Below are 20,249 nucleotides of genomic sequence, written 5' to 3'. Positions count from 1 at the left end.
GAGCGGATCGTCAGGCCGCCCGGCCGCCGCAGTGGCTGTACCGCCCCCGGACGGGCGAGGAACACACCTGGCGAAAGGGTCTGCCCAGCCGACGGACACAGCCCGGTGAGAGACGCGTCCGGGCCACGGACACGCCGGTCACAACCACCCGCTGCGCTGCGCCTGCAAGGCCATCTGGAAGCGGTTCGCGGCGCCCAGCTGGGCCATCAGCACCTGGAGGCGCCGGTACAGCGTGCGGCGGCTGATCCCCATCTCGCGGGCGATGACGTCGTCGCCCGCGCCGCCCGCGAGAAGCCACAGCAGCCGTCGGTCCGCGGGTGGCAGGCCGCCCGGACGGGTGGTGCGGCCCTGGAAGGGCAGGGCGTTGTGCCAGGACTGCTCGAACAGTGCCATGAGCGCCGAGAGCAGGCCGCACGGCTGCACGACCAGCATGGTGTTGTGCACGTCGGCTTCCTTGATCGACAACGAGACGAGTGCGTACGCGTCGTCGATGATCACCAGTTTGACCGGCACCGACGACAGCACCCGGGCCTGCTCGCCGGCCCGCACACACGGCTCGATCACCTCCCTCAGATGACCCGGATGCTCCAGCGACTCCCGTGAGTACACGACACGCTGTGTCACCCCGCGGGCGAGCGTGGCCAGCGCGTCGTCCGTGGAACCGGACAGCGGGAAGTACGGCGGCGACTCGAACTGCCGGATCTGCTCGCGGGCGCTCGCCCAGGCCTGCCGGATCCTGGGGCCGATGGCGTCACCGGTGACGACCTCGACGAGATCCTCGTTGTACGCGGCGAGCCGCTGCCGCCGGAACGAGTCGAACGCGCCCCCGACGGCGATACGCGACTCCTCGACCTCGGCCGCCCGGTGCCGGGCGAGGATCTCCAGACCGGCGGTGGGCGGCACCGGGGCGACCACGTCCCCGCCCTTCCCGGCGGCACTGGCGAGCCCCGCGTCGACCAGCGTGCCGTACGCCGTGGCGAGCTCCGCACCGCCCACCCCGGCCGCCGCCGCGACCGCGTCCAGCGGGGCGGGGGCCAGTTCGAGGAGCGTCAGATAGACCCGGGCCGCCGTGCGGTCCAGCCCCAGCAGCCGAAGGGCCTCGCCGAGTTTCGCGTTCGTCATGGGCCCCATTATCGACAGCCCCCGGCCCGCCCCGTGGCCGATCTGTGCCAGTGGCGCGGTTCGGCACCGGGCGGGCGCGGCGCGGGATACCGTCCGAGGGCCGCCGACGACCGGCGGCAGCGAGGGCGCGCGAGCCGCGGCCGCGACGGGGAGGCAGCCGGTGCGGGCGGCTCCCCATGTCCCTCGCCGGTGACGGACCACCCAGGGGAAGGCGTACGACATGGCGAAAGGCCGCAAGAACGGTCTCTACTCGGAGATCTCCGAGGAACTGTCCGCACTGATGCGGACGGGATGGGCGGACACCGAGCGGCACGATCTGCGGCCCGGCGAACAGGCCCCCCACGCGGCCCGCCGCCGCGCCGCGCTCTCCGCGCGCTTCCCGGGCGAACGCCTCGTGATTCCCTCGGGGAGTCTCAAGGTCCGCTCCAACGACGACACCTACCCGTTCCGCCCGTACTCGGGCTATGTGCACATGACCGGGGACCAGGCCCGGGACGGCGCCCTCGTCCTCGAACCCCGTGCGGACGGCGGCCATGACGCCTACTGCTACCAGCTGCCCCGGGACAGCCGGGAGGACGACGAGTTCTGGACCGGCCCCGCGGCGGAGCTGTGGATGGGCCGCCGCCGCTCCCTCGCCGAGTCGCGGACCGTCCTCGGTCTGCCCTGCCGTGATGTCCGTACGGCGGCCGCCGACCTGGCCGCCGCCTCCGGGGCGCCGACCCGGATCGTCCGTGGCCTCGCCCCGGCCCTGGAAGCCGCCGTCACCTCCGACGAGGACCGCGACGAAGAGCTGGAAGGGGTGCTCAGCGATCTGCGTCTCGTCAAGGACGACTGGGAGATAGGCGAGCTCCGCAAGGCCGTGGACTCCACCGTGCGCGGATTCACCGATGTGATCGGTGAGCTCTCCCGGGCGGTCGCGTCGTCCGAGCGCTGGATCGAGGGCACCTTCTTCCGCCGCGCCCGTCTGGAGGGCAACTCCGTCGGCTACGGCTCGATCTGCGCCGCGGGCGACCATGCCACGATCATGCACTGGACGGACAACGACGGTCCGGTGCGCCAAGGGGACCTGCTCCTGCTGGACGCGGGCGTGGAGACGCACACCCTCTACACCGCCGACGTCACCCGCACCCTCCCCATCAGCGGGACCTTCACCCCCCTCCAGCGCGAGGTCTACGACGCGGTGTACGAGGCCCAGGAGGCCGGCATGGCCGCCGTCAAGCCGGGCGCCCCGTACCGCGACTTCCACGAGGCGTCCCAGCGCAGTCTCGCGGCCAGGCTGGTCGAGTGGGGCTTCATCGAGGGCCCGGCGGAGCGCGCGTTCGAACTGGGCCTCCAGCGCCGCTTCACCATGGCCGGCACCGGTCATATGCTCGGACTGGACGTCCACGACTGCGCGCAGGCCCGCAACGAGGAGTACGTCGACGGTGTCCTGGAGCCGGGCATGGTGCTCACCGTCGAGCCCGGCCTGTACTTCCAGCCGGACGATCTCACCGTGCCGCAGGAGTGGCGCGGCATCGGCGTCCGGATCGAGGACGACCTGGTCGTCACCGAGGACGGCCACGAGAACTTGTCGGCGGGCCTGCCGCGTTCGTCGGCCGATGTCGAGGCGTGGATGGCCCGCTTCGCGGGCTGACTGTTGCGCACTTCGGCCAGGTCCTCGCCGGTGAGGGCCTGACGGGGTGCACATGGCGGGGTGCACATGGCGGGGGCCGGACCTGTACGGGTCCGGCCCCCGCTGTCCGCCGGGACGGTGAGCCCGCGTTCGCGCCGCGTGTGCTCACCGAGGGCGGCGACGCTGAAGTCGGCGCTCTGGAAGCCGAGTCCGGGGCGACGCGGACGCGGGGCGGCCCGACGGCCGGTGTCAGACCCCCGTGTCATGGTGTTCGTGGGTGTCGAACAGCGCGCCCGTCCTCCGTGCCGATCCGCAGCCGTACGGCTGTCGAAGGAGTGCCGCAGCATGCCCGAAACCGACGCCGAGCGTACTTCCCTGGCAGCCGTCGCGGCGCTTCTGGCGCCCGCCCTTGCGGCCGTCGCCGAGCAGGTGCTGCACGCGTACGACGACCCCGAGGGGTATGTCCGCCGGCACGCGGCGCGGTTGGCGGACCGGGGCATCGACGCACCCTTCCCGGCCCTGCCCTGGATAGCGCTCGTCGACGCGCTCGAAGAGCACCGGCTGCTCGCGGAGTTCGACTGGAAGGAGGCGCCGGAGGAGATCCGGAGCGGGCTGCGAGGGCTCGCCTCCCGTCCGTCCATCGATCCCTGGGTGCTGTTCGATGCCGATGAGATGCTTCTGCCGACGGCCCGGTTCCTGCGTGCCTGCGGTCGGCACTACCGCGAGATCGGTGCCGCCCTCGTCGTCCTCGACATCGACTCGGACTGCTATCCGGTGGTGTGCCTGCGCGGGGCGCGGGCCAAGGAGCTGGTGTCGCTCGCGACCCGCGCGGGCTTCACCGCGAAGGTCCTCGGCGCCCGGTGAGACGAGCCGGAACCGCACCGCACCGGGTGTGCGGCGCCAGGGCCGCACCCCGCACACCCGGTGGCGTCACTCGTTCCGGTCGTCCGGGACTGACGGTCAGCCGCGCGGTGGTGGAGAGGAAGCGGTCGGTCTCCTCCGGCTCCAGCTCGTCCTGGGGCCGCGCCTCGGTCCGCCCGCCCTTCTTGACGACGGGCATGGCGGTCGCCCCCACCAGGGCGTAGCCGACCTTCACGATCTCGTTCGGGAACGGTAATTCCACCGGGTTCTCGGACCAGTACGCGGCGTCCAGCTCGCCGCGCTCGGCGTCGTACGCGGAGAGGTCCAGCACGGTGCAGACGAGGCGGCGCTTGTCGTCCATGGCGAAGGCCAGGGTGGTGCCCTGGTGGCGCACCATCGTCGTGTGTTCGTAGGCCCGGTCGCTGTAGATCTTCAGCACGCTTTGGTCGGTGGTCGTCATCGGTCATCCCGTCTCTGTTCGGACGCGCCCGCTCAGGGGCGCGGCTGGGCATGCGGACAGAACCAACCGGCCGCCGCAGCGCAGCAGCACGAAGCCGGTGGAAAGGGAAGCGGAGGATGTGCGGGGAACAGTCGAGCATGCCGGACGAGTCCCTGCATATCGAACAGAGGACCAATGGCTCATATAAAACGATTGGCTGGCGTACCCGGCATGGGCGGGCGCTCCGGTCTCCGGAATGCGCCGGTGCGTCAGCGCCGGACGGGGGTCACCGTCGGACGGGATGTCGGGCCCGGACGGGGTGCCCTACCGGGTGCCCCAGCCCCGGTCGGTCGTCTTGCCTCGCTCAGCGCGCGGTCGGGTCCGCCCGGCCGACATCGGGTTCCGCGGTGGCGGCGCGGGTGAGTTCATGGAACCCGGGGGTGTCCGCCAGCAGCAGGAAGCCGTCCCACAGCCGTCCCGCCGCCTCCCCGGTGGGCGCGGGGGAGACGACCGGGCCGAAGAAGCCGACCCGCTCCCCGTCCGCCCCGGTGACCGAGAGCACCGGGGTGCCGACATCAGGGCCCGACAGGGCGACGGCCCGCGCGTGCGACGCGCGGATCACCCCGTCGTACGCCGTGGAACCGGCGGCGTCGGCGAACTCCCTCGGCAACCCGGCGTCGTCGAGCGCCCCCACGAGATCCCCCCAGTCGCCCCGGAGGTGGAAGCGGGTGCCCATCGCGGTGAAGAGCTCACCGAGCGCCCGCGGACCCAGCCGCCGCTCCACCGCGGCGCACACCCGCACCGGCGCCCACATGTACTCCCCCCACTCGCCCTCGGGGTCGTCGTCCCGGTGCTCGTTGAGCACCGACAGACTCATCACCCGCCAGCGCACGGTCACTGGCCGTACCCGGGTCACCTCCACCAGCCACCGCGAGGCGATCCAGGTGTAGGGGCAGACGGGGTCGAACCAGAAGTCGGCGGTCCGCGGCGGCCCGGTCGTCCGCTCGGCTCCTCGTACGGTCGTGTCCACGGACCCACGGTACGCCGGGGTCCGGGACGCGTACCCGCAGCCGTATCGATGCCGGGTCCCCCACACCGAAGTGCGTCAGGCTGGTCGGTACGGCACCGCTATCGTCCGAGGTCGGACAGCAGCTCCTGGGCCGCTCGCGCCCCGGAGGCCATCGCGCCCTGGACCGAGCCCGTGGCCCGGTGGTCGCCGCACACATAGCGGCCCGCGCCCAGCCGGGTCGTACGGCTGAGGGGCTGCGGAGGAGGCATGGCGGGCAGCGCCTGCGGAACGGTCCGCACGGTCAGCAGGTCCCAGCCGCCGGTGTCCGTCGCGTACACCTCCGCGAGAGCCTTGCGTACCAGCGCCTCCCGGCCGGGGATGTCGGGGCCGAGCACCGACGTCTCGACCAGGCAGTGGCCCTCGGGCGCGTACCCGGGAACGACCTCGCTGAGCACGCAGGTGTTGAGGAACCGCCGCCGGGAGTCCGTCAGCAGGGTCGGCTCGGTGAGCGGCGAGGAACCGCACACATGGAAGTACGTGGTGACGACGCGGTACGGCGGCACCCCGAGACCGGGCAGCAGCGTGCCGGCCGCCGCCGGGCCCGTCGCGACGACCACGGCACGGGCGGCGATCTCACGGCCCGAGACGAGCAGGACACCGCTGTCGGTGAGCCGCTCCACGGGTGTCTCCAGCAGGACGGTGCCGGTCGGCAGCGCGTCGTCGAGCCGGGCGGGCACCGCGCCGATCCCACGCGCGGGCAGACAGAGGGTGCCGCGCAGCATGCTGCGCCAGACGAGATGGAAGAACCGGCTGGACGTCTCCAACTCGTCCTCCAGGAAGACACCCGAGAGGAAGGGGCGGAAGAACTCCTCGACGAATCGCTCCGAGAAGCCCGCCGCCGCGAGCGCGGTCCTGGTCGTACGGTCCTCGGCGTGCTTCAGCGCCCGGACGGGCCCGAACATGTCACGGGCCGACATCAGCCCGAGGGCCAGCACGTCACGGACCGGTGCGAGCCGCCCCGGCAGCATCCCGGCCAGTCGGCGGGGTTCCCTGGTCGGGTCGCCGAAGCGCAGCCGACCGCGTTCCGTGTGCACCAGCACACCGGGGGTGAAGGGCCGAAGGCGCAGGTCACGCAGGGCCAGCCGGGCGCGCATCTGGGGGTACGAGGTGTTCAGGACCTGGAAGCCCCGGTCGATGACGAAGCCCTCGTGACGGTCGGAACGCATCCGGCCCCCGACCCCGTCCGACCCCTCGACCACCCACACGTCGAGACCGGACCGGAGCAGGTCATGGGCGCAGACGAGCCCGGCGAGCCCCGCGCCCACGACCAGGACGTCGGGTGACCGATGCGTCGCACGCAAGGGTGCCGCCTTTCTCCCGGAGCGGCCCGGTACCCCCGTACCGGGTGCCGGGACGGTACCCACCACTCGTACAGCGCCGGACCGGGCCGCGCTACCCGGGGCGCGTCGCATCCGTGGCCACGCTGGGTGATCACCTGGGGTCAGGCAGAGGCACGCCTGCCGCACGCCGGCGCCGGTCCGCACCCACCCGGGCACGGACCGGCGCCGGCCGTGAGCCCACGGCCCTACAGCCGCAGAGCCGGTCGGATCATCCGGTCAACGGATCATCCGTTGTCCGTCGGGCCGAAGTCCCCGGCGAAGGCCGCGGCCATCCGCAGATGTCCGGCGGCCTCGGCGTCCCGCCCCTGGCGCTCCAGGGTGCGGCCGAGCATCAGCCGGGCGTAGCTCTCGACGGGGTCCCGCTCCAGCACGGCCTTCAGCTGCTCCTCGGCGCGGCCGAGCCGGGCCGAGTGGTAGTACGCACGGGCCAGCAGCAGCCGCGGGGCGACCTGCTCCGGCGCCTCGGCCACCAGACCGTCGAGGATGCGCGCCGCCGTCAGGTACTCCTTGGCGTCGAAGAACATCTGCGCGCGCTCCCAGCGCTCCGCGGCCGTCCCGAACTCGTAGTACGTGTTCACTCGAACCTCCTTCGATCGCGGCAACGGGGGGGTACACGTGAATATTCCGTGTGGGTGACGGGGCTCATGGGAGGAGGGCGCCGCGTTCGGGACGGCGGGTTCGCGCGACCTTGATCGCGCGGTGGTACGCGAGCGGCCGGATCGGCACAATGACGCGATCACCCCCCTCGGTCACACCGGGTACGTAGAGATCCGGTCCTCGGTCACACCGGGTGCGAAGTGATCCGGTCAAGGGCGGTGCCCCGGCCGCACGGGGGCCGCCACCCGGCCGCTTCACCGCACCCTCGGGCGCCAAGGCCCGATCGTCCTGCCCGCGTCTCACTCCAGACGCTCCCCGCCGCACGTCGCCCGCCCGTAGCTGCCCGTCGCGGTGGCCCGCTGGACATGCTCGCCGCGTACCGCGACCGTGCAGGCGGCCCGGCCGCCGCTCCCGCCGAGGACGACGGCGACGGTCGGTGACTTGCCGACGGGGAGCCGGATCGACTTCCTCCAGGGCAGGGCGGCCTCCCGGACAACCGTCGTCGCGTCCGTTCCGCCCTCCGGGCGGTAGGTGATCTCCGCCGTGCCCCGCCCGGTGACCACGTACGTCACTTCCGCCGTGGGCACGGCCCGCGCGGGACGCCGCTCCCCGGAACCGCCCCCGCCGGACGGCTCGTGGACCGCGAGTCCCGCGATGCCCGCACAGACCAGCGCCAGCGCCCCGGCGGTCACCCACATCCACCGTCGGCTCCTGGCACCCCGGCCCGCCGCCTTGTCCTGCCCCGGGTCCGCGCCCTGCCCGGCCTCCGCACCGGCCTCCGCCTCGGTCACCGTACTCGGCCCGGCACCTGCGGCCGAGCCCGCTCCGGGCTCCGTCGATTCCCCCTCTTTGCTGGCTGAAATGACCCGCACCGCCTTCCTCCGAGTGGACGGACAGCTGACCGGCAGGGTTATACACCATTCCGTGGCGGCTGTGAAAGCAGCCGGAAAAAGCGGACCAATTGGCGCCACCATGGGCTCTCTGCCGCCCTATATGTCCGCAGGGTTGACATGGTGTCAGTCGTACGGTCGATACTTTCGCTGCCGTGCCCAGGAGGGGAAACATCCCCGAACTCTCAAGCCCGGCAGGCACATGGTTCCGGCTGGACGGAAAACTCCGTTCCAGCACATTCGGCGTGCCCTTTCCGCCTTTCTGTGAAGGGTTCGGGGGCGCCGGAACGGAAGGACACCGAGGTGAGATCTCCGTACGCGAAGTACGTGTCATGCCTGGTCGCGGCAGCGATCGCGGGCACGATGCTGCCGCAGATCGCCTACGCCGAACCGAAGTCGCCGACGGGCAAGGGTGACGACAAGGGAGTCGTCGAGACCGTCAAGGGCTGGCTCTCGGGCGATGAGGACAAGAAAGGCCCCGGGCTCGCCAAACCTCCGGCAGGCGCAAAGCTGGAGATACCCAGCCGGGAGAAACTGGCCAAGGGGAAGAAGGCTCCCCCGGCCAAGCGGATCAGGGAACTGGCCGAAAGGCGTACGCCTCAGGCCCGGTTCTGGCAGCTCTCCGACGGACGGGTCGAGGCTGAATTATCGGCCAGCCCAGTCTCTTATCGGTCGGGCAAGGCATGGAAGCCAGTCGACACCACGGTAAAGGCCGTCAAGGGCCAGGACTTCGCCTTCGCCAACACCGCGAACACCAGCCGTAGCTGGTTCGGTACGGACTCCCGAAGGCTGCTGCGCTTCGAGACCCCGGAGGGCCAGGCCGTCAGCCTCGGTCTCCTGGGCGCGGCCAAGGGCGTCAAGCCCACCGCCAAGGGGGACACGGTCACCTACAAGGGCCTGGCCGACGGCGCCGATGTGTCGTACCAGGTCGGCGCGGGCCGGGTGAAGGAGAACATCACCCTCGCCCGGCGGCCCGTGAACCCGGTGACGTACGTCTTCACCCTCGACGCGGGCGCCCTGCGGCCCAAGGAGCGGCCGGACGGCTCGATCGCGCTGTTCGGCGAGAACCCGGCCACCCCCGTGCTGGTGATCCCGCCCGCGTTCATGACCGACAGCAGGAAGGACCGCACCTCCCCGTACGGGAAGTCCTTCAGCCCGAAGGTCACGCAGAAGCTCACCCGCCACGGCAAGGGCTGGCGGCTCACCCTCACCCCGGACGCGGACTGGCTCGCCGCGCCCGGGCGGAAGTACCCGGTGGTCGTCGACCCGACGATCACCATCGCGCCCTCCGCGTCGGTCTCCCAGGACGTGATGGTCCGCTCGGACCAGCCCACGACCAACTTCAACGGCACCTGGGAGATGGCGGCGGGCAAGACCAGCGCCACCGGTATCGCCCGGTCCCTCATCAAGTTCCCGCTGACCGCGATACCGGCCGGCGCCAAGATCGACGCGGCCCGGCTGGGCCTGTACTACGACCAGGTCCACACCACCGGCACCACCAATGTGGACGTCGAGATCCGCCGGGCCACCGGAGCCTGGGACGAGGCGACGGCCAACTGGAACAACACCAGCGCACTGGCCGGGGAGCAGTCCTCCACCACCGTGCAGCTGGACGACGGTGACCCCGGGACGGCCGCCGTCGGTGAGTGGCCGAGGGTCGCCGGTACCGGCTCCGGCGGCGACTACTCGTACAACAAGAACGCGGCCACGGGCGAGAGCTACACCTACCGGCCGCAGGTCCACGACCCGACGGACTACCGCGTCGAGGCGTACACCACTCCGCTCGCGGACGGCGCCACCGCCGCCCCCTACACGATCAACTCGGCCGTACCCGCGCAGAACGACACGGTCGACCAGTCGACCGGCACCGCGGGCTGGCGGATGCTCGGCACCGGTCAGATCAGCTTCGCCAAGGGCAGCACCGGCTCCATCGTACTCGGGGACACCGGCGACGCCTCCCGGCGGACCATGGCCGACGCCGTACGGCTCGTCAACCCGGGGCAGATCCGCAAGGACATCGGAGAGTACAACTCCTGGCACAACTTCGCCGTCGCCGACACCGTGCAGAAGTGGGTCAACGGCACTTCGCCGAACCACGGCTTCGTCGTCAAGGCCGTCAACGAGAGCGCCACCGCGCCGCTCGGCGGGCCCGCCTACGAGGCCGCGGACTACGACTACGGTGGTGAGACCTCCACCATCCCGCGGCTGACCGTCACCTTCGGCAAGGTCGGCACCTCGCTGCGCTCGCCGACGGTCATCCATTCCACCGGCCCCGAGCTGTCCTGGCCCGCCTACACGAACACCAGCGGTGACGCGTCCCTCGACATCGTCGAGTACCAGCTCCACCGCTCCACCCAGCAGGTGTTCACCCCGTCCTCCGCGACGCGGATCGCGCCGATCGCAAGGACGGTCACCAGGTACACCGACACCACCGCGGTACCCACCCCGGACAGCAGTCCGGAGGAGATCGGGAAGGTGTACTACTACCAGATCGCGGTCAGAACCAGGGACAACCAGGTCCTCGGCTCACCGACCCGGCTGGTCGCCATCCCCAAGGCGGGCCGCACCATGCGGCTCATCCAGGCGGGACAGACCGACACCACCCTGTCGTCCCTGAAGCCGACCACCAACCTCAACACCATCGAGCAGGGCACGGTCGGCCAGCAGTGGCTGAGCGTGGGCAACAACTCGGGGACGTACGGCAGGACCCGCGCCGTGGTCGACTTCCCCACCACCGCCATCCCGAGCACGGCGACCGTCCTCGAAAGCCGGATGTTCCTCTGGTCGACACTGACCGAACGCGGCGGCACCGCGAAAGCCCGGTACGACCTGCACGGTCTCACCCGGGAGTTCACCGACACCACCGCCACCTGGAACAACGCCAACGCCACCACCGCGTGGACCTCGCCCGGCGGTGACCACTCGGCCGCCGTCGCCGACCACGTGCCGTCCTTCGGAACCGATCTGGGCCGCCACTGGTGGGACGCCACCGGCCTCACCCAGAACTGGGTGAAGACCCCGGGCAGCAACAAGGGCGCCTTGGTCAAACTGAACAACGAGACGGCCGCCGGGGCACAGGAGCGCTCGATGTTCCTCTCCGCGGGCGCGCCCGACGCCCAACTGCGCCCGCTGCTGCGGGTGATCTATGTGGACGCCACCGCGGAGAACACCTACTACGCGCCCGGCACCCCGCACCGGATGACGACGAACACCGACTACACGGGCGCGGTCACCATCACCAACACCACGTCGACGGCGTGGGCCGCCGGTGAGCGGGAACTCTCGTACACCTGGAAGCTGCCCGACGGCAGCGACGTCACCACGCCCGCCAACCAGAAGAGAACCGCGATACCGGCGCTGCTGCCGGGCAAGTCGGCCACGGTCAACGCGGCCATCCGCTCGCCCGACATCACCACCACCGGCAACGAACGCGCCGAGCACTACATCAACTGGGACATCCGCAAGGTCTCGGACGGTACCTGGCTCTCGGCGGGCGCGGGTGGTATCCCGCCGCTCAAGCAGGACGTGGCGGTCGAGGACCTGAAGGCGCACCACCTGGGTATGGAGAAGTTCTACTCGTACACCGGGAAGAACACCGGCGCCGGCTCGACGGTCATGAACAATATCGGCGCGGGCAACAGCGTCTGGTCCTACAACGCCTTCACGAACCCGGGCCGGGGTCTGACCACCTTCGCCCGTTTCTCCTACAACTCCCAGGACACCTCGGACACCGTCCTGGGGCACGGCTGGTCCGCGCAGCTCGCCGGACCCGTCCGGCTGGGCACACCGCTCGACTTCCATCCGCGCGACAACCCCACCGAGATACGGCTGACGGACGGCGACGGCACCACGCTTCTCTTCACGAAGCAGTCCGACGGCACCTGGAAGGCACCGCCGGGCGTTCACTACCGGCTGGCCAGGAAGGCCGGTGTGACCTGCACACCCGACCAGGACACCGTCTCCGACGCGTGGACGTTCACCCGGCCCGACGGCACCCGCTTCCGGTTCGGCTGCGACGGCTATCTCACCGAGACCGTCGACAACAACGGCAACACCCAGGAGTTCACCTACGAGGAGCGGGTCTCCAACAACCGGACCATCAAGTTCCTCACCTATGTCACCGACCCGGCCAACCGGCAGTCACTCACCGTCGACTACTGGGAGAAGGGCGACGCGGCCTACGAGTACATCAACGACGCGGGTGCGAAGGTCCCGGGCACCGATCTCGACAATCCCCGGATCCACGACCATGTGAAGTCCATGACGGACATCGCCGACCGTAAGGTCTCCTTCCACTACACCACCAAGGGGCTGCTCGGCCGGATCACCGACGGTGACGGGTCCGGCCAGCCCAAGGTGTTCTCCTTCTCCTACGACACGGCCCAGAGCGACCGGAACGTCAAACTGGTCAGGGCCGAGGACCCGCGCGGCAACGGCACCGCACTCGCCTACCACGTGCCGGGCGCGGGCACCGCTGTCAAGGACAACTGGCGTACGAAGACGCTCACGGACCGGCTCCAGGGCACGACCGGCTTCACCTACGCGGTCGACACCACCGACGCCACCCGCACCGACACCACCGTCACCGACTCCGAGCAGCGCGTCTCCAGCTATCTGACGGACGGTCATGGTCGCGGCGTCCGGCACACCAACGCCAAGTCCCAGCTCACGAAGTCGACATGGGACGCCGACAACAACGTCGTCCTCCTGGAAGAGGCCAACGGAGCGAGGACGGCCTACTGCTACGACCAGAAGACCGGCTATCCGCGGTGGAAGCGGGATCCGGAGCAGAACCGGACCGGTGTCCCCTCCGCCGCCGAGTGCGCCCCGGGCGCCTATCCGGCGAACGCGTCGAAGTACGAGTACCAGACGCGGGTCGACGGCTTCTCGGCCGACCTCTTCCGTAAGACGTCACCGGAGGGCCGCGGCTGGCAGTTCGACTACGACTCCTTCGGCAATCTGACCACGGTCACCGACCCCAAGGGCGTCGCCACCCCGTCCATACCGGACGACTACACCACGAAGTACGAGTACAACGCCCACGGTCTGATGACCAAGGTGACCGACGCCAACGGCAACGTCTCCTCCAACAGCGGCTTCGGTCCGCACGGGCTCCCGGCCACCGTCACCGACGCGCTCGACAAGGCCAGGAACTTCGTCTACGACGAGCGGGGCCGCACCCGGGAGGTCACCGACGCGCTGGGCATCAGGACCACCCAGACCTATGACGTCTACGGCCGCCCGCTGGTGCACAGGGCGCCGAAGGACCAGCAGGGCGGAGTGGTGATCACCACCCCCGCACCGGTCTACGACGCGAACGACAACGTCACCACCTCGACCTCACCCACGGGCGCGGTCTCCACCGCGGTCTACGACGCCGCCGACCAGATCACCGAGGCCGCGGCTCCCCAGGACACCCCGACCGCCCCGATCCGCCGGTCCCTGTACACCTACGACAAGGTCGGCAATCTGCTCGTCACCACCGAGCCCAAGGGCGCCCTGACCACGACGGACCCGGGTGACTACCGGACCGTCAACACCTACGACGGCATCGACCAGTTGACGAGCGTCGCCAACCACGCCGGTGACACGGTCTCGTACGTCTACGACAACGTCGGCAACCTCGTCACGATGCGCGACCCGAAGAAGACCGCCACACCTGACCCCGACGACTTCACCACGAAGACGGCCTACGACCTCAACCACCGGGTCGTCGGGACGACGGACGCCGCGGGGCACACCACCTCGCAGACCTACGACAAGGACTCCCTGGTCACGTCCGCCACCGACAAGGAGAACAACACCACCCACACCGTCCATGACGAGCGCGGTGCCCGGACGGAGGTCCGCGTTCCCTACGAGGGCACCACCTACCGGACGACCAGGTTCGAGTACGACCGGGTGGGCAACAACACCAGGAAGATCAGCCCGCGCGGGGTGAACACCGCCGCGCCGGACGACTTCGCCTCGGAAACCGTCTACGACGCGCTGAACCGGCCGGTGCGCCAGTACCAGCCGTACGACCCGGCCGACCCCCGGCACAACCAGCGGATCTACACGGAGACCGTCTACGACGCCGTGGGCCGGGTGAAGCGGACCTCGCTGCCGCCGTCGGAGGGGCAGACGGTCCGCAACGACACCGACCACGAGTACTACGACAACGGCTGGGCGAAGAAGTCCACCGATCCCTGGTCCATCTCCACCTCGTACGACTACAACGAACTGGGACAGCAGACCGCCCGGACGATCACCTCGGCCAACGGCACCGCGACGCGGACCATGGGCTGGTCGTTCTTCCCGGACGGGAAGCTGAGGACCAAGACGGACGACGGAGTGCCGGTCGGCAGCGCGGTCGTCGTCGTGGACAACTCCGACACGCAGAGCACCTCCGCGACAGGCACCTGGCCGAAGGCCACCGCCACCGGCCAGCACGGCTACGACCACCAGACGCAGGCGGCGGGGACGGGCACCGAGGCGTTCACCTGGAACCTCGACGTCCCCAAGAGCGGCACGTACACCGCCTATGTGAAGTACCCGCCGGTCAGCGGGGCGGCCACGACCGCGAAGTACACCTTCACCAAGACCGACGGTACGACGGCCGACATCACCCGGAACCAGGCCACGGGTGCCGGGACCTGGGTCTCGCTCGGCTCGTTCCCGCTGACCCATGGCAACCAGGCCAAGCTCCAGCTGTTCCGCGACAGCGCGGGCACGGTCGTCGCCGACGGCGTGAAGCTGGTCCGCGACACCGCGGGTGAGACGGACGACGAGAGGCGCTCCTTCGCGTACGCCTACGACGTCAACGGCAACATGACGTCGATCGACGACACCTCGACCGGCACCAAGGTCGACGCCTACACCGTGGTCTACAACTCCCTGAACAGGGTGTCGAAGGTGACCGAGGCGCTCGCGGGCCAGGAGCGGAAGTCGACGGCGTACACGTACGACGCCAACGGCCGCCCCGTCACCGTCAGCCATCCCGACCAGCACTCCGCCTACACCTACGATCTGCGGGATCTGGTGTCGACCGTCTCGGTGGGCCGCTCCGCCGCGGACACCGCGCCGAAGCTGTCCTCGTACACCTACACGGCCCGAGGGCTCAAGCTCAAGGAGACCAAGGCCAACCAGAACACGGTCGACCGCACCTACCACCTCAACGGTTCCGTCAGCGGCCAGACCGAGAAGAAGGCCAACGGCACCCTCGTCGCCTCGCACACCTACGGCTACGACGCCAACGGCAACAAGGCGCGGGACGTGGCGAAGAAGATGAACGCCGAGGCCCACACGTCCTACCTGGAATCCACCACGGACTACACCTACGACCCGGCCGACCGGCTGACCCGTTCGACGCGGACCGGCCACGCGGCGAGCACCGACGTCTATGTGCACGACGACAACGCGAACGTCGTCAGCCAGACGGTCAAGGGCGCGTCCACGACCTTCGCCTACGACCGCAACCGGCTCGTCTCCGCCACCTCCGCGGGCAGCACCTCGGTCTACGCCTACGACCCCTTCGGCCGGCAGGGCACCGTCACCCGGGGCGGCCAGGTCGTCGAACGCAGCGTCTACGACGGCTTCGACCATGTCGTCCAGTCGCAGAAGCGGAACCAGGCCGGAACGATGGAGACCACCGCGTACTCCTTCGACCCGCTCGACCGCACGGCCTCGAAGACGGAAGGCTCCAGGACCACCGACTTCACCTACCTCGGTCTGGCCGACGAGGTGCTCAACGAGGAGGTCGCGGGAGCGCTCCGCAAGTCCTACCAGTACAGCCCCTGGGGTGAACGGCTGTCGCAGGTGAAGCACAACACCGACGGCACCACCGAGGACGGCTACTACGGCTACAACAGCCACACGGACGTGGAGATCCTCACCGACGGGAACGGCAACTCCAAGGCCACCTACGGATACACCGCCTACGGTTCCGACGACGTCCAGGACTTCACCGGAATAGACCGGCCGGACGCCGCCAACCCGGCACAGGAGGCGTACAACCCCTACCGGTACAACGCGAAGCGCTGGGACGCCTCGACGGGGACGTACGACATGGGCTTCCGTGACTACAACCCGGGTCTGAACAGGTTCACCAGCCGGGACATGTACAACGGGGCCCTGGCGGACATGAACCTGGGGTCCGACCCCTACACAGGCAGCCGCTACGCCTTCACCGGCGGCAATCCGACGACCTTCGTCGAACTCGACGGCCATGACTTCGGTTTCGACCAATTCCTGGACACCGCGAGGGACTGGGGCCGCAAGGCAGCCAAGTTCGGAACCAAGCGCACCCCCGTGGGTCTGGGGATCGAGGCCGGAAGCTGGGTCTTCGGCTACGAGAACCCGGTGGACACCGCGATCGACCGGCTCTTCGACGCGGTGACACCGAAACCCTTCTCGCCCCGTGGTCCCGGCGGCTGCGACGCCGGCTCGGGCGGCTGGCTCAATCTCGGCGAGACGGACAAGGCGAACGGCGGACGGGCCACCGGGATGGAAGCCTGCCTGACCCAGAAATATGTGGAGGACAACAAGTCCCGAGGGAGTGCACCCAAGGTCAAGGAGGTCAAGCCGCCCGGGTACGACTGGGCGAGGCGGACAGCCGCGTTCCACAATCTGAGCATGAGGACGAACATCAACGCCTGCCATCTGCTGGGGGACAAGCTCAGCGGTTCGGGCACCGACCTGAAGAACATCGCCACCTGCTCACGCGGCGCCAACACCTGGCAGGACGGCTCGACCCAGGGCTCCCAGAACATGCGCCAGTACGAGAGGGAGGTGCAGCAGGCCCTGGAGGCGGGCATGACGGTGTACTACAAGGTCACACCCCAGTACAAGGGGAGTCGGACCGTGGCGGAGTCGTTCCATATGCAGGCCATAGGAACGAACGCCAATGGAGTCACGGGGCTGATGTTCCAGGCCACCGTCACCAATGAACTCATCAACGGGAGAAACCTGGGCACATACAATGATCCCGAAACCGGTGATGCCGTGCCAGTCGGAGGGATGAAGTGACACATCTGGAGAGTCTCCGCTCGTTGCTCCCCGCACCCGAGGGGGAATCCCCCGAGGGAATCAATTGGGACCTGATCTCCGCTTCATGGGGCCTGAGTTCCTCCTTCCCTTCGGATTTCCGGCAGTTCATGGAGGTTTACGGCCCCGGTGCCGTCGAGGACTTCCTGGAGATCCTGGAACCGCAGCCCTGGGACGAGCAGCAGGTCGGCGACGGTTTCTCGGCGGAGACGAAGACCGCGCGCCTCACCTGGCGGATGGAGCCCGACAGGAACTTCGATGTTCCTCCCGAGCCCCTTCTGATCGCCTGGGGAGTCGACTCCGCCGCCGATATCCTGTGCTGGGACGCATCGGCCGACAATCCGGACGAGTGGCCCGTCGTGGTCTGGGACCGCGGTACCGGAAAGTGGTCCCGATATGACGTCGGAATGGTGGAGTTCCTCCACCGGACCCTTCGGGCGGACTTCGACGAATGCCCCCTGCGGGACACTTCGCTGTGGGGACTGAGCGAGGCCGAGTTCGTGAGTGCCGCGGACGAGGACTTCTGACGGTCCGCTGAAACGCCAAGGAGGGCGGGTGCCCCGGCGCTTGTGCGCCGGGGCACCCGCTTCCGTTCCTGTCGAAGTGCGCGGCGCACCGGGGAGCACCAGGTGATGCCACCGCTCGAACGCCACGCACCCCCGTATCTCGCGCGGGGGCCCGCTCAGGGTCTCCTGGCCCCGCCCGGAACGCCCGGGCCCGCGCCACCGGAGGCCGCGGGCCCCGCCGTACCGGACGTCCCTCGCGCGGCCCACGCCGTGGAGCCCCCTCCCCAGGGCCCGGCGCCCACGCGGCGCTCCCGGTCCGGGCCGCGGCGCCCGGCCGGCCCCTGGCCGCCCGGGTCGAGCCGGCGGCCCAGCCGGGTCAGACCCCGGTGCGCGGCCGATCGCACCGCGCCGGGGCGGCGACCCAGCATCCGGGCCGCCGTCACCCCGTCCAGGCCCATGACCGTACGGAGCAGTACGGCCTGCGCCTGACGGCCGGGCAACAGCGCTATCAAGGAGAGGACGCGCTGCGTGGAGATGCTCTCCAGAGCCTCCCGGGCGGTGTCCTGACCGTTCGGCCGTTCGTGCATGTCCTCGTTCAGCAGCGTGGCGCGGGGTCTGCTCCGCTGGCGGCGCAGATGGTCGACCGCCCTGTTCCGCGCGATGCTGGTGGCCCAGGCGCGGAAGCCCGCCCCGTGGCCGCTGAACCGGTCCAGATCGCGCGCGATCTCCAGCCAGGCGTCGGAGGCCACGTCCTCCGCGTCCGACCCGACCAGTCCGTACAGATAGCTCAGCAGGGACGGCTGTACGAGTGCGTACGCCGCGGCGAACGCCCGCTCGTCCCCCTGTTGCGCCCTGACGATCGCTCTTCCGAGTTCCTTCTCGCCCGCGGCGGCGCCCTGCCCGCGGCTCCGTGCGCTCATCCGGTTCCCCTCCTCCGAGCGGCGCCTCCGTCCCGCCGCCGCTCCGCGTACCGGTCGCACGCGGAGCGACGGGTGCCGTGGGCTGAAGGCCGGCCGGGTCGGTGGCCCGCATCACGGGCGGGACGTGGGGTGCCGCATGTGCCGGATGCTTCCTCCCCACCGGGGTCATCACGCAATCGCGGCGCAATCACGCCGTGACGCCAGGCAGCCTCCTTCCGCTTGGTTCTACGGGTCGGTTCCCCGGCCCGGTCCCGATGGAGAAGGTGAGTCGTGATGCGTCCGGCTGTCGATCCGGTACCCGCCGCGTCCCAGATGCGGCACTACGTGGCGGAGTTCGTCGAGCGCGTCAACGCACGGGCGCGATTACCCCTCGACTACTCGGTCGGCAGTCTGCGCGTCGTGGATCTCGTGGTGGACGGCCTCCGGAGAGGTGGTGCGGGAGGGGCGGGAGCCCGCCCGCTGGAGGCGCTCTTCGGGTTCGGCGCGTACGCGGGGGAAGTCCTGGTCCGGAAGGCAGGCGCGGTCTGGGTCGAACTGGACCGCGACCAGCGCGAGGTGTTCGGCCAGCCGCTGGGCGTCCGGATGCCCGACGGCCGGCTCTGGAACCCGCTCGGCAAGATCCTGAAGCGCTTCGACCACGGAGCGGAGGAATCCGTGGCCCTGCTGTACCTCCAGATCCACGGGCGCCGCCGCCGGAGCGACCCCGCGTACCTGGGCGGCGGCGAAGGGAGCCCGCGCCGGGCGTCGTAACGGCGCCGGAGCGGGGCCATGACCCCGGTTCAGCGCACGCGCCCACGCTTCTTCAGCGGCCCCGGCGGCAGCTCCGGAGCGGCCAGCGGCCCCCCGTCGTACCCCTTCACCTCACCGAAGCTGTCGCCGTTCATCCAGTCCGAGCGCGCCTGGACGATCTCCTCGTTGGTCCGTGCGACGAAGTTCCACCACATGACCAGCTCCTCGGCGAACGGCTCGCCGCCGAGGAGCATCAGGCCCGCGTCGGACCCGGCGCGCAGGGGGAGCTCCGTGCGGCCGCAGCCCAGGTACAGCATCGAGCCCGGCAGCACCGGAACCCCGTCCACGCTCGCCTCACCGGACATCGACAGGACGGCGTACTCGAAGTCCGGCTCCAGCGGGAGCCGGACATCGGCGCCCCGGGTCAGGGCGAGATCCGCGCCCACGATCGGGGTGTACACCGTGCCCGGGGAGCGGGAGCCGTCGAGGTCGCCCAGGATCACGGTCGCGGTCAGGCCCGGGGCCGTGACGGTCGGGAGGACCGCATGATGCTCGAAGTGCGGCTCGACATGGCGGTCGCCGTCCGGCAGCGCGACCCACAGCTGCGCGCCGTGCAGGAACCGGGCGTGCGACTTCGGGGACTCCTCCGAGTGGGCGATCGCCCGGCCGGAGGTCATCAGGCCCAGCTCACGCGGCCGGATCGTCTGGAGGCTGCCGGTGCTGTCCCGGTGCAGCACCTCGCCCTCGTGCAGCCAGCTCACGGTCTGGAGACCGATGTGGGGGTGCGGGGGAACCTGCATACCCGGCTCGTCCGCGATGTCGTCGGGGCCGTAATGATCGACGAATGCCCACGCGCCGACCATGCGCCTGCCCAGGTTCGGCAGCAGACGGCGGACCTCGGTGGACTCACCGAGCTTCACACGGCGGGGGCTCAGCAGCTCGCGGACGGGCTCGGCGACGACGAAGCCCCGCCCGCCGCAGAGCGCGGGCACCGGTGCGCGGTCAAGATTGCTCATGTCGGACAACCTAGCGGAGCCGGTCGAACCGCGACCGCTGCCCCGGCCCGGGCTTACCGTGACCCGTGACCCGTGACCCGTGACCCGTGACCCGTGACCCGTGACCCGTGACCCGTGACCCGTG

At 70.2% G+C, this 20,249-nt stretch carries 13 protein-coding genes; 5 read left to right on the top strand and 8 right to left on the bottom strand.

Going from position 1 to position 20,249, the window contains the following annotated elements:
* Positions 1-138 precede the first annotated feature (138 nt).
* Entirely contained in the window at positions 139-1,122 is a 984-nt protein-coding gene (locus tag OG711_RS04360) for a helix-turn-helix domain-containing protein (RefSeq protein ID WP_178390987.1), read from the bottom strand.
* 220 nt (positions 1,123-1,342) lie between these two features.
* Between OG711_RS04360 and OG711_RS04355 the strand changes: the two genes are divergently transcribed.
* On the top strand, positions 1,343-2,755 hold the full coding sequence (locus OG711_RS04355; RefSeq protein WP_329558442.1) for an aminopeptidase P family protein: 1,413 nt from the start codon (positions 1,343-1,345) through the stop codon (positions 2,753-2,755).
* A gap of 324 nt (positions 2,756-3,079) precedes the next feature.
* Positions 3,080-3,598, top strand: coding sequence for a DUF6630 family protein (locus OG711_RS04350; RefSeq protein ID WP_329558441.1), 519 nt, complete (start codon positions 3,080-3,082; stop codon positions 3,596-3,598).
* On the opposite strand, the gene OG711_RS04345 is transcribed toward OG711_RS04350, so the two are convergent.
* From OG711_RS04345 to OG711_RS04325, 5 genes are all read right to left on the bottom strand, one after another.
* Positions 3,570-4,055 (bottom strand): hypothetical protein, encoded by a 486-nt coding sequence (locus OG711_RS04345; RefSeq protein WP_329558440.1) that lies wholly within the window; start codon positions 4,053-4,055, stop codon positions 3,570-3,572. The two genes, OG711_RS04350 and OG711_RS04345, sit on opposite strands and share 29 nt — an antisense overlap.
* Before the next feature lie 343 nt (positions 4,056-4,398).
* On the bottom strand, positions 4,399-5,064 hold the full coding sequence (locus tag OG711_RS04340; RefSeq protein ID WP_329558439.1) for a mycothiol-dependent nitroreductase Rv2466c family protein: 666 nt from the start codon (positions 5,062-5,064) through the stop codon (positions 4,399-4,401).
* A 98-nt stretch (positions 5,065-5,162) separates the two neighbouring features.
* A complete protein-coding gene (locus OG711_RS04335; RefSeq protein ID WP_329558438.1) occupies positions 5,163-6,404 on the bottom strand; it encodes an NAD(P)/FAD-dependent oxidoreductase in 1,242 nt (413 codons plus the stop codon).
* 263 nt (positions 6,405-6,667) lie between these two features.
* On the bottom strand, positions 6,668-6,967 hold the full coding sequence (locus OG711_RS04330; RefSeq protein ID WP_073787725.1) for a tetratricopeptide repeat protein: 300 nt from the start codon (positions 6,965-6,967) through the stop codon (positions 6,668-6,670).
* A 372-nt stretch (positions 6,968-7,339) separates the two neighbouring features.
* Positions 7,340-7,831, bottom strand: coding sequence for a hypothetical protein (locus OG711_RS04325; RefSeq protein ID WP_329558437.1), 492 nt, complete (start codon positions 7,829-7,831; stop codon positions 7,340-7,342).
* A gap of 462 nt (positions 7,832-8,293) precedes the next feature.
* Here OG711_RS04325 and OG711_RS04320 point away from each other — a divergent pair, with 462 nt between their 5' ends.
* Positions 8,294-16,936 carry a DNRLRE domain-containing protein gene (locus OG711_RS04320; RefSeq protein WP_405674759.1) on the top strand — a complete coding sequence of 2,881 codons (8,643 nt, stop codon included), beginning with the start codon at positions 8,294-8,296 and terminating at the stop codon, positions 16,934-16,936.
* The gene (locus OG711_RS04315; RefSeq protein ID WP_329558435.1) at positions 16,933-17,481 is read left to right on the top strand and encodes an SMI1/KNR4 family protein; all 549 of its coding nucleotides are present in this window, start codon (positions 16,933-16,935) and stop codon (positions 17,479-17,481) included. Before OG711_RS04320 ends, OG711_RS04315 begins: the two co-directional genes overlap by 4 nt.
* Positions 17,482-17,636: 155 nt before the next feature.
* On the opposite strand, the gene OG711_RS04310 is transcribed toward OG711_RS04315, so the two are convergent.
* On the bottom strand, positions 17,637-18,380 hold the full coding sequence (locus tag OG711_RS04310; RefSeq protein ID WP_405672711.1) for an RNA polymerase sigma factor: 744 nt from the start codon (positions 18,378-18,380) through the stop codon (positions 17,637-17,639).
* A gap of 273 nt (positions 18,381-18,653) precedes the next feature.
* Between OG711_RS04310 and OG711_RS04305 the strand changes: the two genes are divergently transcribed.
* Entirely contained in the window at positions 18,654-19,130 is a 477-nt protein-coding gene (locus OG711_RS04305) for a hypothetical protein (RefSeq protein WP_329558434.1), read from the top strand.
* 29 nt (positions 19,131-19,159) lie between these two features.
* On the opposite strand, the gene OG711_RS04300 is transcribed toward OG711_RS04305, so the two are convergent.
* A complete protein-coding gene (locus OG711_RS04300) occupies positions 19,160-20,125 on the bottom strand; it encodes a pirin family protein (RefSeq protein ID WP_266505538.1) in 966 nt (321 codons plus the stop codon).
* Positions 20,126-20,249 lie beyond the last annotated feature (124 nt).

Origin of the sequence: Streptomyces uncialis (assembly GCF_036250755.1) — a bacterium.
GTDB classification, from domain to species: domain Bacteria; phylum Actinomycetota; class Actinomycetes; order Streptomycetales; family Streptomycetaceae; genus Streptomyces; species Streptomyces uncialis.
Note: the sequence above shows the minus strand (reverse complement) of the source record. Positions and strands in the feature narration are given on the sequence as shown.

Bases quoted from the DNA above. Each gene is read 5' to 3' on its own strand.
- OG711_RS04360 (WP_178390987.1), bottom strand. From the start codon at position 1,122: ATGACGAACGCGAAACTCGGCGAGGCCCTTCGGCTGCTGGGGCTGGAC.
- OG711_RS04350 (WP_329558441.1), top strand. From the start codon at position 3,080: ATGCCCGAAACCGACGCCGAGCGTACTTCCCTGGCAGCCGTCGCGGCG.
- OG711_RS04300 (WP_266505538.1), bottom strand. From the start codon at position 20,125: ATGAGCAATCTTGACCGCGCACCGGTGCCCGCGCTCTGCGGCGGGCGG.
- OG711_RS04345 (WP_329558440.1), bottom strand. From the start codon at position 4,055: ATGACGACCACCGACCAAAGCGTGCTGAAGATCTACAGCGACCGGGCC.
- OG711_RS04330 (WP_073787725.1), bottom strand. From the start codon at position 6,967: ATGTTCTTCGACGCCAAGGAGTACCTGACGGCGGCGCGCATCCTCGAC.
- OG711_RS04320 (WP_405674759.1), top strand. From the start codon at position 8,294: ATGCTGCCGCAGATCGCCTACGCCGAACCGAAGTCGCCGACGGGCAAG.
- OG711_RS04305 (WP_329558434.1), top strand. From the start codon at position 18,654: ATGCGTCCGGCTGTCGATCCGGTACCCGCCGCGTCCCAGATGCGGCAC.
- OG711_RS04355 (WP_329558442.1), top strand. From the start codon at position 1,343: ATGGCGAAAGGCCGCAAGAACGGTCTCTACTCGGAGATCTCCGAGGAA.
- OG711_RS04310 (WP_405672711.1), bottom strand. From the start codon at position 18,380: ATGAGCGCACGGAGCCGCGGGCAGGGCGCCGCCGCGGGCGAGAAGGAA.